At 48.9% G+C, this 15,327-nt stretch carries 9 protein-coding genes; all 9 read left to right on the plus strand.

The features are described from left to right. Window positions 1–114: 114 nt before the first annotated feature. The 9 genes from AZF00_RS01360 to AZF00_RS01400 all read left to right on the plus strand — a co-directional run bounded on the left by AZF00_RS01360 (window position 115) and on the right by AZF00_RS01400 (window position 15,190). On the plus strand, window positions 115–2,211 hold the full coding sequence (locus AZF00_RS01360) for a PKD domain-containing protein (RefSeq protein WP_062382676.1): 2,097 nt from the start codon (window positions 115–117) through the stop codon (window positions 2,209–2,211). Window positions 2,212–2,377: 166 nt separating this feature from the next. After that, a complete protein-coding gene (locus AZF00_RS01365; RefSeq protein WP_062382680.1) occupies window positions 2,378–3,502 on the plus strand; it encodes an FIST signal transduction protein in 1,125 nt (374 codons plus the stop codon). A 6-nt stretch (window positions 3,503–3,508) separates the two neighbouring features. Continuing rightward, window positions 3,509–5,707: a hybrid sensor histidine kinase/response regulator gene (locus AZF00_RS01370; RefSeq protein ID WP_082793638.1), complete on the plus strand. Its 2,199-nt coding sequence runs from the start codon at window positions 3,509–3,511 to the stop codon at window positions 5,705–5,707. Between the two features lie 461 nt (window positions 5,708–6,168). Next, window positions 6,169–8,301 (plus strand): TolC family outer membrane protein, encoded by a 2,133-nt coding sequence (locus AZF00_RS01375; protein WP_197465699.1) that lies wholly within the window; start codon window positions 6,169–6,171, stop codon window positions 8,299–8,301. 177 nt (window positions 8,302–8,478) lie between these two features. Next, entirely contained in the window at window positions 8,479–9,153 is a 675-nt protein-coding gene (locus AZF00_RS01380; RefSeq protein WP_197465700.1) for a transglutaminase-like cysteine peptidase, read from the plus strand. Next, a complete protein-coding gene (locus AZF00_RS01385; RefSeq protein ID WP_062382690.1) occupies window positions 9,150–11,072 on the plus strand; it encodes a bifunctional diguanylate cyclase/phosphodiesterase in 1,923 nt (640 codons plus the stop codon). Before AZF00_RS01380 ends, AZF00_RS01385 begins: the two co-directional genes overlap by 4 nt. After that, window positions 11,069–13,216 (plus strand): type I secretion system permease/ATPase, encoded by a 2,148-nt coding sequence (locus AZF00_RS01390; protein WP_062382693.1) that lies wholly within the window; start codon window positions 11,069–11,071, stop codon window positions 13,214–13,216. The genes AZF00_RS01385 and AZF00_RS01390 overlap by 4 nt, the downstream gene beginning before the upstream one ends. A gap of 9 nt (window positions 13,217–13,225) precedes the next feature. Then, window positions 13,226–14,569 carry an HlyD family type I secretion periplasmic adaptor subunit gene (locus AZF00_RS01395; RefSeq protein WP_008246800.1) on the plus strand — a complete coding sequence of 448 codons (1,344 nt, stop codon included), beginning with the start codon at window positions 13,226–13,228 and terminating at the stop codon, window positions 14,567–14,569. Then, entirely contained in the window at window positions 14,570–15,190 is a 621-nt protein-coding gene (locus tag AZF00_RS01400; RefSeq protein WP_062382697.1) for a response regulator transcription factor, read from the plus strand. Window positions 15,191–15,327 lie beyond the last annotated feature (137 nt).

A 15,327-nucleotide genomic window follows, 5' to 3' on the forward strand; every position in this document is an offset into this window, starting at 1 on the left:
GGTTTTCTTGTTAGTGTCAACTCGGTTATTCTTCCCAGTCCAGTTAAAAGCATGAACTCATTTCTTGGCGCGCGCACGTGGCCGGGCGATATTTACAATAAGTAAGGATTATTTATGCGAATTTTGACCCCGGCAATATTGCTCGTGGCTGTTTTTATCACTGCCTGTGGTGGCAGTTCTACTTCATCATCTGGGCGTGCCAATAACAGCCCCACAGTTCCAGCCGAAGCCAGTAGTGGTCGCCTAATAGACAGCCCAGTAATGGGCTTGAAAGCGACAACAAGAACCCTGAGTGGTTTTACTGATATCGACGGTGGCTTTCTTTATCGTGAAGCGGAAACCGTGAATTTTAGTATTGCTGGCTTGAGCCTGGGCAGCAGTACGGCGGCGCCGATTCTAACCCTGCTCGATTTAGTTCCGGGTGCTCGGGCCGATTACAGTGCGGGCATGAGTTTCGACGATGTACTCGCTAAATACCCCGCTATTGTTAATATCGCGCGCTTTTTGCAGAGCCTTGATGTTGATCGCAATACCGCCAATGGTATTGCCATTCCAGAAGAGGCGGCGCAGTTGATCGCCACTTACGCAAACGAAATTCAATTTGCCGTAAGTGATTTATTTGTGAGCGAAGACAGCCCCGCAGTGAAATATATTTGTGAGGTGCAGCAGGCGCGTGGCCGTGCGAACTGCGGTCTGGCGGATATTGTTAGCGTTGCCGCGGCGACCGAAGAATTGAGCGAAACTGAAGCGGCGGTGGCCTCGGGCGCTGCGCTTAATCGCTTGCCGGTTGCGTCGGCAGGTGACGACCAAACCTTGGTCGAAGGCGAAACTGTGATTCTGACCGGTGTCGCTGGCGATGACGAGGGTGGCATAGTTGCCATGCAGTGGCAGCACACCGACCGTAATGGCATAGCAAAAAGCAATCCCGTGCAGATCACTGATGCTAACAAAGTCGAGGCGAGTTTTGTGGCACCAGAAGTGGTTGCCGACACTATTTTGTATTTCAGCTTTACCGTGACCGATGATCAAGGCGGGCAGGGCAGCGACATTGTCAATGTGCTGGTGTTAGACAACGACAGCGCGCCGGTAAATCAAAAGCCGGTTGCGGTAGCCGGTGATGACCAAATTGTGAGTCCTGGCGCCACTGTGATTTTGGACGGTAGCGCAAGCAGCGACGCCGATGGCGAAATTAGCTATAACTGGCTGCAAACCGGTGACGGTGAGCGAGTGGGCATCGTCAATGGCGGGCAGGCAGTGGCGAGTTTTACTGCGCCAAGCCCAGCAGAGACCGTTAATCTGCAGTTTACGCTCACAGTAAGTGATGACCAGGGCGCTAGTGATAGTGCAGTGGTATCGGTTTTGGTGAAGGTGGAGGGCGATACAGGTGGTGAAACCGGTGGTGAGAGCAATCAACCGCCAGTCGCTGACGCTGGCGCAGATCAGAATGTTGAGTCGGGCAGTGTGGTCAGTCTAGACGGCAGCGCGAGCAGCGACCCAGATACCAGTGATGAGCTAAGCTACAGCTGGAGTCAAGATGGCGGCCCCGTCGTTACCTTAGATAATCAGAATTCAGCGCAGCCAAGTTTTACCGCCCCAGACGTGGACGATGTCACGGCGCTGAACTTTATTCTTGTTATTAGCGATGCTGAATTAAGTGACAGCGATGGCGTTACGATTACGGTAACACCAAAGCCTGAAGCTTTTAGTGCTTGTCAGCCCAGCAGTTTCGATGCGCAAAGCTGTGGCAATGATTTCTGCGCCAGCTTGGCGGCCGAGGGTGTGACTGAGCAATGCGCCGCGTTTGTTGGTGACATTGTTAATAACGAAAATTTAGCGGCGCTGCAAGATTGTGCCGCAGATGCCCAAGCCTGTGCGGCATTTTTGCAGGGCGCACTGTTTGAACAATGCCAATCGTATTTGGGCGAGAATGGCAGCCAACTCTGCGATCCCTTCGCGCAGGGTCTTTCAATCGAGGTAGTCGAGTGCTTTACCTCGGATGAGAATGACGCATGCCTAGCGCAGTTTTTGAGTGACAATGACGTGGCCGCGTGCAGCCCAGATGCATTGCCAGATAGCCCGTGCTGGCCTTTTGCTACAGAAGCAGGGGAGGCTTGTTTGCCTTTCCAACAGGCCTTAACCGGCGCTGAGCAAGCGTGTAACGCTACGTTGCCGACCGCCCCCTTGCCGACAATGACGGTTCCCGGTATGTAACCGAGACGACGATTGCATTAAAAAGGAGCTTCGGCTCCTTTTTTTGTGCCTTTCTGATGGCGGTATTTATCCTCGCGCCAATTTGTTGTTATGGGTATTACCGTATACAGTCATATTGAGTGGCGGCTTATGATGGCTCATAACTATATTCCGCAAAAGGGGCTAGATGGTGAAGTCAGAGTTGTTCAAGTGGCAAACGTCCTGGTGCGGTGACAGCGGTATGTCAGATGCCGCCCTTGTGATCTATTTTGCTGCCCCAACCGTGATGCGTGACCATGATGTCTCTGAACTTTTACGTAAACGCTACCCGCAGGCCCGTCAAATAGGCTGCTCAAGTGGTGGTGAAATTCACGACGCAGAGATATTGGATGGCAGTATTTCTGGGGTGGCGCTGCGCTTCGAGCGGGCGGAGTTCGATATTGCCAGCGCAGATGTATGTTTTGGTGAAGATCGTAATACGGGCGTCGAGCTTGCCAGCCAATTACTACGCGATGACCTGAAATGGGTGTTTGTGTTGTCCGATGGCATCAAGGTCAATGGTAGCGAACTAGTGCGTGGTTTTGCTGAGGTCCTTCCAGATAATGTATTGCTAACGGGTGGTTTGGCCGGGGGCAGCCCTGGCCTTGGCGAAAGCTATGTAGGTTTAGATGGTCCGCCACGGGCTTTACAGGTTTTGGCCCTAGGGGTTTACGGCAGCGGTGTGCACTGCCGCAGCGGTAGCATGGGGGGCTGGCAAGTGTTTGGCCCGCCGCGCCGAATTACGCGCTCTGAAGGAAATATACTCTACGAGTTAGATGGCGCTCCTGCGCTGGATTTATACAAGCATTACCTCGGCGCCGAGGCGGCAAATTTGCCGGGGAGTGCGCTGTTATATCCTTTGGCCATTTGGGCGCCGGGCCAGGATAAGCAAGACGTTGTGCGAACCATTAGCGGCGTAGACGAAGCGAATAAGAGCCTGATTTTTACCGGCGATGTGCCAGAGGGTTACAGCGCCAAGTTAATGAGCGCAAGCTTCGCGCAGCTCGCTCGGGGTGCAGAGTTGTCGGCAGAACAGGCGCAGGCAAGCAAAGATCACCAAGAAGTCCTTGCGATACTGGTCAGCTGTATTGGTCGTAAATTGCTTATGGGGCAAATGGTTGCCGACGAAGTTGAGGCGGTAAAAGATGTTCTGCCGTCGGAGACCAGCATCACAGGTTTTTACTCTTATGGCGAAATTGCCCCTCACGGCTTTACTGGTAATTGCCAACTGCATAATCAAACTATGACGATTACCACTATTTGGGAAGACTAGATCGCTATGTCTAGGCACCGTTTGTTACAGCGTCAATTGCGCGCCGCAAGTACTGGGGACGCAGTCGATATTGATAAGCTGCTAGAGCTAGTGGGGGCGGCGTATGCCGATTATGACTCAGTGGTGGAGCGCAGTCAGCGCTCACTAACTTTGATGTCGGATGAATTGGGCGCGACGAATGAGGCCCTTTTGGCCGAAACCGTGAGGCTTAGGGAGTTTTATGAGTACGCGGTAGACAGTGCAGATTTAGGTTTGTGGGAATGGCAGATACCAAAGGGCGTTGTTGATTGTAATGCAGGGTTCAAAGCGATTATTGCCTATCCTGATAACTGCGGACTTAGTGTGGCGGAGTTTATGTTGGCGAATATTCTCGAGGAAGACTTTAAATCTCTTGAGAAACGCATGTTCAGTCATATTCGCGCGGACGACAGTCTTTTTGAAACACGAGTGAATATTCGCAAGCCCAGCGGTGAGGCGAGTTGGGTGCTAATGCGTGGCAAGGTCATTGAGCGCGACGAGAGCGCTGCACCGCTGCGTATGGCGGGTACGCTGGTCGATCTCAATGACCAAGTGGCCTACGAATTGGCATTAGAGAAACTAAGCCGCTTATCGGGGCAAGTTGATTTAAGCTTAGAGCAAAAGTGTCAGCAATTATTGGCCCTGCTGAATAATATTATCGGCACCGATTTTGGTCGTATTAACGTCCTTGAAGGAGAGATGATCAAGGTTTTGTTTACTGCGGGAGCCGCCTCGAAAATGCTGCCGGGTACCTTGAGCAAATTCGACAACACCCTCTGTTCTGCGTGTGTGGAATCGGCGAATCGCGTGCGCTTGATCCCCGATTTGAGTAAAGCTGGGCTTGCAGAACACCCTGCCCGTAAGCACATGGGGGTAGAGAGTTATATTGGCGCTGCCATTTATGTACACGGCGAGTTATTTGGCACGGTTTGCCATACCTCTTCATCTGTGTCGCGGTTCACCGATATTCACAAAAACCTTATGCAGCTGGCGGCGCATTGGCTGGGCGGCGAAATTGAGCGGGAACAGAATCAGCAATCACTCAGTGATGCCCACGCCGAATCAGTGAGTGCCAATTTAGCTAAGTCTGAATTTTTGGCCACCATGAGCCATGAAATTCGCACCCCCTTAAACGGCATTATGAGTTTGGTGGAAATACTGCGGGAGTCGCCCGCTGATGACTTGCAGCGCGAGCGCCTCGACACCATGCGACGTTCGTCGCAGGCTTTGTTGTCGGTTATCAGTGATATCCTCGACTTCTCCAGAATTGAGGCGGGCAAGCTGGAGCTTGAGTGCAAGGTGTTTGATTTAAACACCTGTATCCGTGACACCGTTGATACTTTTCAGGCTCTTGCTGACGAAAAAGGCGTGGAGCTTACCGCCTATTGCGACAGTCATGTGCCAGCGCATGTGAATGGTGACGAAGGTCGGCTAAAGCAAATACTCAATAATTTGCTGAGTAACGCGCTGAAATTTACTGGCGAGGGATTTGTGACCTTGTCCTTGCACTGCGACAGCGGCAAGGGTGGGCCAATTCGCTTTGTGGTGCAAGACTCCGGTGTGGGTATGAGTTCTGAGCATATTGCAAAAGTGTTTGAAAAATTCACCCAAGCCGACAGTACGACTACGCGCCGTTACGGCGGTAGTGGTTTAGGCTTAACGATTAGTCGCCAATTGGCCGAGTTAATGGGCGGCAGTATCAGTGTAAAAAGTGAGCTGAACCGAGGCTCGGAGTTTACTGCGCTACTGCCCCTGCAATGGGCTGATGCAAGCGAACATCGCGCGCTGGCATCAGTGACAGAGGCGGTGTTGGCAGTAGATTTTGATGTCAGGGTTTTGCTGGTGGAAGACAACCAGGTCAACCAGTACGTTATCAATACCATGCTAGAAAGCATCGGTTGTACTACGCATATCGCCGCCAATGGCGTAGAAGCCTTGGTCTGTTTAAACGAGCAGCAATTCGACCTGGTGTTTATGGATATGCAAATGCCAGAAATGGATGGCATTGTGGCGACTGAGCATATTCGTCTCAATCCGGCGCTGGCAGGTTTGCCCGTTATTGCCATGACCGCAAATGCCCTGGCGAGTGATCGTGAGCGTTGTCTGGTGGCGGGTATGAATGATTATTTATTGAAGCCGTTTAGAAAGGATCAGCTAGTTGAAATGCTCGGTAAATATACGCGTTAGAGATTGCGCCTGACCTGTGTCGGCTTTGCGGGAGCGTTCGTGCTCTGCATTACCCTTGTTGACGTCACGCGACTAACAGTGGACATATACTGAAAGGCTGATTACCGCGTGCAGTCTAGTACCGAAAATCAAGGCAAGCTTATAGGCTTGTTCTAATCGCCTTGTAACAACAACGTATCCTATGTGGGCGCTACGATAATCGTGCCAATGACTCAAAAGCGACGAGCCGATTCCAGTAAATGTAGTAAGTATGTTGGGTCGGTTCGTATTATTAGGTGGATAATCAGTTGATTAAGGCGATAATCGCATTTGAGATTGAACTTTAATCGCAAGGGTTTTAGTCTAGAAAAATCGGTAAAGTGCCCGCAGAGAATGTCTTTTATACGCTCGGCAGACACTGACGAATGGGTGCAGGAAGCACCCTGAGCAATACTTACTTAAATACGAAGGCTTTGTTGACGATGAGAAAATTTGGTTTGGCCTGGGTATTTGGTGTCTGTGCGGTACATGGACAAGCACAAACGCTGGATATTCAAGACTTTGTTGCGGATGCGATTAGTGCGCATCCGCTTGTGTTAGAGCAGCTCCACGTTTTCCGTCAAACGACACAGGATCAGACGATTGCAAGCAGTGGCTGGCGGCCGAGCATTGATTTATACGCAACGGGTGGGCGGGTTGATAGTGAATCACCGACGGTGCTTAGCTCGCCACTGGCGCAAGAAAACAATTATTCAAGTGGCCAAGCTGAGTTGTCTATTACACAAAACCTGTTTAATGGTTTTGATACGGTTAATTTTTCTGAGCAGGCTGATGCGCGAATGCGCGCAGCACTATTCCAGCTCTATGACACTGCGGATAATGTCGCCCTAGACGCGGTTAAGGCGTATCTCGAGGTAATGAAACAGCAGCGTTTACTCGAGCTTGCTCAAGAAAACCTCCGCTCTCATGAAGAGACCTTAAGTAAAATTACCCGACGCAGCCAATCTGGCGCTGGTCGCCGGTCCCAGCTTGAACAAACTGAGGGGCGCGTTGCACGTGCCCGCGCAGGCTTGATTTCACAGCGCAACAATTTAGAAGATGCCTTAACTCAAGCGCATCACCTTCTGGGCCGCTATATCCAACCGGTGGACCTAGTTGAACCAAGCTTGCCTGCACACCCTGAGCTAAATCTCGACGGAATGACTGACCTAGCACTTGTTCAGCATCCGGCGATGGCAGTTGCTACTTCAAATATTGCTGCCGCTTTGTTCGATGAGAAACGCGCTAAAAGCAAGTATTACCCCAAGCTCAATCTACGTTTGGCCCAGCAGGTGGGGCAGGATTTAAATGGTATCCGTGGCGATACCGAAGAGGCCAGTGTCGCGCTTACGCTTGAGTATAACTTCTACAACGGTGGTGCAGACCGAGCGGAACAGAAGAAAAAAATCAGTGTAGTGCATGAACATCAGCAGTATGCGGTGCGCGTTCGTCGCCAAATTATCAATACGTTAAGACTTGCGTGGATGGGCGATCAGTCTTTACAGGAGCAGCTGGGCTATTTGCGTGAGCATGTTATTCAGTCTCAGAAGACCATGGTTTCCTATCAGGAAGAGTTTTTTATCGGTCAGCGTGATCTGATTAACCTGCTCGATGCCAAAAATGAGCTAAATAGTGCACAAAATGCCTATATTAGCGCTTATTTTGATTCGTTTGCGGCACGCTTCCGTATTTTAGAAGGCACCGGGCGGCTGTTCGAGGGGTTAGGGCTCAAGCCTACTGTCGACGAGAATAATTTCCTTGTTGCCCGTCTTGTCGCTAAAGGCCGAGATCGCTTGCCTCTTAAAGATAATGTGGATGCCGATACGGAAACGGATCAGAGCGATCACTGTGACAATAGTCTTAGCGGTGCCAGTGTTAATGAATATGGTTGTGCTGTTGGGCAGGCCAAGGTCGTTAGTGGACCACTTGCGCAGGTCGGCAATAATCCACCGCAGGGGGTAAATGACTCTGTGGCGGTTAAAGCGGGTGATATTGTTGAGATCAGCCATGCGTCGTTGCTGGCAAATGATCGCGATAGCGATGGCGATCAGCTGCGTATCAAAACGTTTTCCCAGCCAAAGTTCGGACAGTTGGCGATGCGTGCCGCTAATAGTTTTGTATATCGCCCTGTTGAAGGCTTTCTTGGTAGAGATACCTTCACCTATGTTATCGACGACGGCCAAGCCACTGGGGTGGCAACGGTAACACTGGTGGTCGGCGAGCAGGCTGAGGTTGATTTTACGTCTGTCTATTATGTGAATTTTGAATTTGACCGTGCGTCGTTGACCGCGGCGTCGCATGTGTTAGCAAAGCGCATTATTAATGCATTGCTGGCTAATCCTGAAGTCCTTGTCGAGGTGTCGACCTACACCGATAGTTTGGGTTCTAGTGCATATAATCGGCGTTTGTCGGAGCGACGCGCGGAGGTGACAAAGCAATTATTAATGGAATCAGGCATATCTTCTGATCGTATATACACCGCCGGTCGCGGCGAAGAGGAGCCTTTGGCCGATAACGCTACCGATAATGGCCGTGCGATTAACCGCCGAGGTGAATTTCGCTTTGTTGTGAGGTAGGGCTCTCGGTAGCATGGGGGATTATTGCGTAGAATGTACTACGCTAATAAGCAGGTTCCGTGTTCTTTTTGTGCTTCTGTGATGGCCTGTAATGCGTGACGGCATGCTCTTTGTTAATGTTTACAGAGTGATAAATGGAGGAATTGATCCGGTTAGCGTTTATTGAGGCCTAAGTTGGTGGCAATTTCGAAGAAACACATAGGTACTCGCTATTGCGTTTGGCGCATGCTTTTTCTGCTTGTTGTTAGTATACCTTTGCTGGCTGATTCGATTGTTAATCAGCATCATTTGGATGCGCTGCAACGCCGGTACGGTGACGCTGCCTATCAGCGCGGGCTCGATTTACAGATGATTCTGTTTGAAATTGCTGATTTGAGTGAGCGTGAAAAACTGGAGAGAGTTAATAACTACTTTAATCAGTTTGAATACGTGAGTGATGTAGAAAATTGGCAGCAGCGTGATTACTGGGCAACACCAGAAGAGTTTATAGGGCGGATGCGGGGTGATTGTGAAGATTACGTCATTGCGAAATATTTCGCTTTACGTGAGGTGGGCGTGGCGGAAAGCAAGCTGTTTTTAACGTATGTTCAAGCAACAGAACTCAATGTTGCCCATATGGTGCTCACGTATTTCGAAAGCCCAGAGAGCATCCCTCTTGTTTTAGATAATTATAATCCGCATTTATTGCCCGCTTCCGAACGAGCAGATTTGGTGCCTGTTTATAGTTTCAATGCGCGTTCGTTCTTTTTGACTGATTCAAGTGCTGGTTTAGGAACAAAAGTGCCAACAAGCAAAGTAAAGAATAGTAAGTGGACGCAATTGTTAGAAACTCTTCAGGATGGTGCGAAATGACCTTGTTCAGGCAAATTGCCGTTCTGGTATCCATTGGCTTTGTGTTGTTGTTGGCGATTATAAGTATAGACAGCTTGCGGCAGTCGACGAGTCTGCTGCGGGAGCAGCTAGAGTCCACAGTCCAGGATGCCGCGACGGTGCTGGCGATCTCAATGTCGACTACCCAAAATAGTGAAGATACAGCAGCGGTAGAAACTTTATTTAATGCGGTGTTCGACAGCGGTTATTACAGCGATATTCGCTTGGTGGCAACGGATGGGCGGCTAATCTTCGAAAAGCGTCGGCCACTAACAACCAGTGGCGTTCCCGAGTGGTTTGTAGATACCGTGCGGCTTAACTCCACAACTGGACGGGCGATGGTGATGAAGGGTTGGGTGCCTGTTGCTGAGCTGGAGATTACGCTTCATCCAGGCTTTGCTTATGCCGGTTTATATGAGCGATTAGTGTCTACCACGCAGTGGTTTGTGTTGGTGTTTGTTGTCGTTTTAATGACATTGTGGCTAATTTTACATTATCTGCTTAAGCCTTTAAAAGCGGTGTATATCCAAGCAAATGATATTCAGGCCAATCGCTTTACCCAGCAGAAACGCTTACCTCAAACACGGGAATTACGCCGAGTTGTGCAGGCCATGAACCGCTTGTCGAGTAATGTCGAGCAAATTTTTAATGAGCAAGAGCGGGCTGTAGCTCGCTATCAAAGTTTACTCTACCGCGATGAGTTAACTGGGCTGCGAAATCGGCGATTTTTGATGACCGAACTGAATGCTAATTTCGCCGACATTGCTGGTTTTCACAGCGTGATGGCAATGATAAAGCTTAATGGGCTAGAGACGTTGCGGGAAGATTTTGGGTATCAACGCGCTGATGAAATTGTGCAGCTCTTTGCCGTGTGTTTAAAAGATAGCTTTGCGGAGTATCCTCACTATAAGTACGCACGGATTAGTGATGACGAGTTCGCCTTAATTATGCCAACGGAACGAGAACTGGCGACTACATTAATAAGCCGATTATTTGAACGTTTTCAAGCGCGCTGTCACTTCAATCAAGATGTGGTTTCTTTAAACGCTGGCGTTGCTGAATTAAGTAGAGCTGACGGTGCAACTGAGTTGCTGTCAGAGTTAGATTTGTCCTTGAGTCAAGCCCAATCCCTAGGTGCTTACCAACTATGTTTCCCCGGCGAGCAGCATTTGTCTTTACCCCAAGGAAAGCTGCAGTGGCGGAATTGGTTTCAGCATGCGCTGTCCTCCAATCAATTCTACTTAGTATCGCAATTGGTTTATGATACAAGCGGTGCGGTAATGCATCGAGAAATATTTGTTCGTATTGATGATGAGGAAGGGCGGCCAATTCCCGCGGCTGTCTTCATGCCTATGGCGCTGTCTCTTGGCTTCGGTCTGGAAATATACCGGAAAGTGAATGAGCTACTGCCAGCAGTGACTGCGGGAAAATATATTGTACCTTTTGCCGTAAACTTTTCTGATTTGTTTATCAGTGGCGCCCACGCATTTGAAGAGCTAAATCAAATGCTCGAACTGTTTCAAAAATCGCCAGGCACACTGTGTGTTGAAGTGAGCCATGAAGCGGTTAGGAGTCACCCCGAGCGGTGTCAGCAGCTTGCTGATACGGTTAAACAATACGGCCATAGTTTTGGTGTGGATCACTTGGATCTGCATATTTCAATGCATACTCTGCAAGCTATTAACCCTGAGTATGTAAAAATCTCTGCACGGCTACTTGATGATCTCGGTGCAGAAAGCGATGCCAGTGCGTATCAAGCGCTGCGCAATGTGGTGCGCACCTTAGATATCGAACTGATAGCAGTAGGGGTTGATGAAAAGGCTCTTCGCGATCGCTTATTACTCATGGGCGTTGATGGTATGCAGGGCAATTATCTGGGGAAACCAGAGAGAATTATATGACAGAAATAGAGCATACTTATGACCCTTTGCTAAGTTGTTTAGTGGTCTTTTCTAAACTTTATAATCGACCGGTAACGGTTGATGCACTGATCTCTGGTTTGCCGGTTGCCCCGGGTGCTCGGGGTCCTGAAATGTTTTCTATCAAGCGATCTAAGGGAATGTTTCAGCGGGTGGCGGCGCGCGCCGGCTTTGCGTCAAGATTAATTAAGCGAGACCTAGAAGAAATTTCAGGCCTGTTGCTGCCATGTATTCTTGTATTGAAAAATCGCGATGCTGTGATCTTAGAGAAGATCGACCGTAAGACTGGCCAAGCGCGAGTTATTTTCCCCGAGGTATCTGGGGGCGCGGAATGGATAGATTTCGCTAAGCTTAACGAATCTTACGCAGGTTTTGCTTTTTTGCTCAAGCTTGAATTCAAACAAGAGTCGGCCAGTAAGAAAACGTTAAATCTTCGTAAAGGCCACTGGTTCTGGGATACCCTTAAGCTGTCAAAAGAAGCTTTTGTTAGTGTGATCGTGGCATCGATTCTAATCAATTTTTTTGTAATCGCCACGCCGCTGTTTACTATGAATGTATACGATCGCGTCGTGCCAAACGACGCGATCGAAACTCTTTGGGTATTGGCGATCGGGGTTTTGCTGATCTATGCCTTTGATATGGCCTTGCGCTTTTTACGAACGTATTTTCTTGAAGTTTCGGGTAAAAAAAGCGATGTCATCATGTCGTCCATTATCTATGAACAGGTGATGAACCTCAAAATGTCGGAGTGGCCACGCAGCGTTGGTGCTTTTGCTAATAATTTGCGTGAATTTGAAAGTATTCGTGGTTTTTTTACTTCTTCAACCATTAGTGCCTTAGTTGATTTACCGTTTTCGATTTTGCTACTTATTTTAGTTGCTTACATCGGTGGGCCACTGGTCGTGGTGCCGATTGTGGTCATGATTTTATTGCTTCTATATAGCTTTGCGATTATGAAACCATTGCGAGAGAGTATTGAATCAACCTTTGAGGCATCAGCGAACAAGAATGCGCATTTAATTGAGAGCTTGCATTCAATTCAAACCATTAAATCTTTGGGCGTTGCTAGCCATTCGCAATGGGTGTGGGAGGAGTCATCCGGCGCAATTGCGAATAAGTCGATGCGCAGTCGTATACTCTCAAGCTCAATTGCAGTGATCTCGCAGTTTCTAATGCAGCTAAATACGGTTTGTATCATTATTTTTGGTGTTTATCAGATTAGTGATCAGGCCTTATCGCTCGGTGGCTTAATTGCGGTGTCAATGTTGGCATCGCGTGCCGTGGCGCCAGTGGGCCAGGTAGCAACGTTGATTTCGCAATATCAACAAACTCGCACTGCATTTGATTCTTTAGATGGCATTATGAATATGCCTGTGGAGCGGCCCGAGAATAAGCAATACGTGCGTCGTCCCAGCTTTGATGGGCATATTGAATTTAAAAAGGTATCGTTCACCTACCCTGAGGCGCAACAGGCTTCTTTGACTGATATCTCCTTTGAAATTACCCCCGGCGAGCACGTGGGCATTATAGGGAAGGTTGGTTCAGGTAAGAGCAGTTTGGCGAAATTGCTCATTGGCTTGTATGAGCCTACTGCGGGCTCTATTTCGGTAGATGATATTAATAGCAAGCAAATTGATCCTGCTGATCTCCGGCAGCACATCGGCTATCTTTCTCAGGAAGTTGGTCTGATGCGAGGTACGATTCGCGATAATCTCGTTTATCGCGACCCGCAAATTCGCGATGATCGGCTTCTCGATGTGGCCGCATTGTGTGGGGTTGATCAATTTGTTAATCAATTACCATCGGGCTACGACACCCAAGTAGGAGAGCAAGGCGCATGTTTGTCCGGCGGTCAGCGCCAGGCTATCGCCTTGGGGCGGGCTTTACTGCGCAATGAATCTATTGTGGTTTTGGATGAGCCAACCAGTAATATGGATAACTCTACCGAATTTAGGATTAAGCGAAAATTATTTGATTACACTCGGGACAAAACCCTAATCGTCATTACTCATAAGACATCTATGCTAGATTTGGTTGAGCGACTGATTGTGGTCGAGAATGGTCGCATTTTACTTGACGGTCCAAAGCAGCAAGTCGTTGAGAAACTTAAGCAACTTGGGAAGTAAGCTGACCTGATGAAAACAGAATTAAAAACTCATAAGGAGCTGGATGACGCAGATTTGGCTTATATGCGTAGCCTGTCCGCGGCGGTGGTGCAGCGGTCTCCGCGTTATTTGATTACCGTGCTTATGGTGTTAGCGGGGCTGTTCTTGACGATGGTGGTTTGGATGGCCTTTGCGCAGGTTGATGTGGTTGTGCGCGGTTCCGGTAAGGTGATACCGGCGGGGCAGGTGCAGCAGGTTCAGAGCTTGGAAGGTGGCGTGGTTGCTGAAATTTTAGTCAGAGAGGGGGACTTGGTTGAGCCGAACCAGTCTTTGCTTAAGCTCAGTGATGTGGCCTTTTCAAGTTCATTTGAAGAAAATCAGCTGAAGTATTATGAGTTGCAGGCGCGAAGTATTCGCCTTCGCGCGGAAGCATATGATGAAGACTTCGTTGTTTCGTCAGAAATCGCAAAAACGATACCCGAGCTGGTGCGTTCTGAACGTAGTTTATACGACAGCAATCAGCAGCAGTTGTTGGACACTCTGAGTATTTATCGTCAGCAATTGTCTCAACAAGAGAGTGGGCTGGAAGAAGGCTATGCGAAGCAGCGGCAGTTACGTCGATCTTTAAAGCTAGTGCGCGAAGAAATAAAAATAAAGCGGCCCTTGGTGGAAGAACGCATTATCAGCGAAATTGATTTTCTGCAACTTCGGCAGCGGGAAGCTGAAATTGAGGGTGAGCTGGAGACGGTAACGATCACAATACCTCGCTTGCAGTCGTCTATTGAGGAGGCACGACGGAAATTAAGTCAAATTGAACACGATTTTCGTAATGAAGCTAAACGTGAACTGAATGAAGTGCTTGCGGAAATGTCGCGCTTTGAACAAACCCAGACAGCTTTAGGTGATCGGGTTAGCCGCACAACGCTACGTTCACCGGTACGCGGTGTGGTGAAACGCCTATACGCTAACTCCATTGGTGGGGTAGTTAAGGCGGGTGATAATGTCTTGGAAATTGTGCCTTTAGGGGATGAGCCTTTGGTTGAGGCGCGGATTAAGCCCTCTGACATTGCGTTAATTCAGATCGGCCAACCTACACGGTTGAAGTTTTCTGCCTATGATTTTGCGATTAGCGGTAGCTTGGCTGGCAAAGTTATTTATGTCAGTGCGGATACCACAACAACTGATGAAGGTGAAAGCTTCTATATTGTTCGAGTATTGCCAGAGCATTCCTATCTTGGTTCGGATGTCGAGCGTCTGCCTGTTAAAGTGGGTATGACCACCGAGGCTGATATAGTGACGGGCAAAAAGACGGTGCTTCAATACTTGTTAAAACCTATAAATCGCGGGCTGCAGAAAGCGATGACCGAGAATTAAATGACGATATATGTTTGCTCTAAGTCTTCAACGTTTTTTAACCACGTTGATAATGCCTTGTCGGAAGGTGGCGTTTGCCAGCTTTCAACGATGACATTGCTGCCGGCTAGCGAGCCGGGTGATGTTTGCATTGTGCACCTCTCTTCATTTTCTGATAAAGAAATTCATACTTTTGTGCGTTCTGATTCGTTCGCGCCAGCGGTAGTTGCGTTAGCAGATGATGTGCCATCGCTCGTTAATTTATTGACCGCCAGCGAGGGAGGTGCAAAAGCTTACTTCAATAGCTATATGGCACCACAACACTACGCGCAGGTTATACGGTTACTGGAGGCCGGCGGAAGTTGGTTTCCGCCAGCCTTACTCCGCGAGGTGTTTGCACTCGCGAAGGCGGGAGATGCTCAGTTGCGCGATTCAGCGGTTGAATTGGAAAAACTGACCGTTCGTGAGCGTGAGCTGGCTGAATTTGTCGCTGAGGGGCGTTCAAATAAAGAAATCGCGTTGGCGTGTAATATATCTGAGCGCACGGTGAAATCTCACCTCACCAGTATCTATGAAAAACTTGGTGTAAAAGACCGCAAAGGCTTAATGGCCTTGCTGAGTTATCGCCCGGCCTCTGCCTAAATTCTCCGCTATTCTTATTCTTTCTTCGGCTGTTTCGGCTTGTTTGTTCCTCATAAGCTGGCGGCATCGTACTTAGGTACCATGCGCCCGACCTGTAACCTTGCTAGGATTGAGAGATCTAAAGAGAGGTTTACACA

Origin of the sequence: Zhongshania aliphaticivorans (genome assembly GCF_001586255.1) — a bacterium.
GTDB classification, from domain to species: Bacteria; Pseudomonadota; Gammaproteobacteria; order Pseudomonadales; family Spongiibacteraceae; genus Spongiibacter; species Spongiibacter aliphaticivorans.

Bases quoted from the DNA above. Each gene is read 5' to 3' on its own strand.
- AZF00_RS01360 (WP_062382676.1), top strand. From the start codon at position 115: ATGCGAATTTTGACCCCGGCAATATTGCTCGTGGCTGTTTTTATCACT.
- AZF00_RS01365 (WP_062382680.1), top strand. From the start codon at position 2,378: ATGGTGAAGTCAGAGTTGTTCAAGTGGCAAACGTCCTGGTGCGGTGAC.
- AZF00_RS01400 (WP_062382697.1), top strand. From the start codon at position 14,570: ATGACGATATATGTTTGCTCTAAGTCTTCAACGTTTTTTAACCACGTT.
- AZF00_RS01390 (WP_062382693.1), top strand. From the start codon at position 11,069: ATGACAGAAATAGAGCATACTTATGACCCTTTGCTAAGTTGTTTAGTG.
- AZF00_RS01395 (WP_008246800.1), top strand. From the start codon at position 13,226: ATGAAAACAGAATTAAAAACTCATAAGGAGCTGGATGACGCAGATTTG.
- AZF00_RS01375 (WP_197465699.1), top strand. From the start codon at position 6,169: ATGAGAAAATTTGGTTTGGCCTGGGTATTTGGTGTCTGTGCGGTACAT.
- AZF00_RS01370 (WP_082793638.1), top strand. From the start codon at position 3,509: ATGTCTAGGCACCGTTTGTTACAGCGTCAATTGCGCGCCGCAAGTACT.
- AZF00_RS01385 (WP_062382690.1), top strand. From the start codon at position 9,150: ATGACCTTGTTCAGGCAAATTGCCGTTCTGGTATCCATTGGCTTTGTG.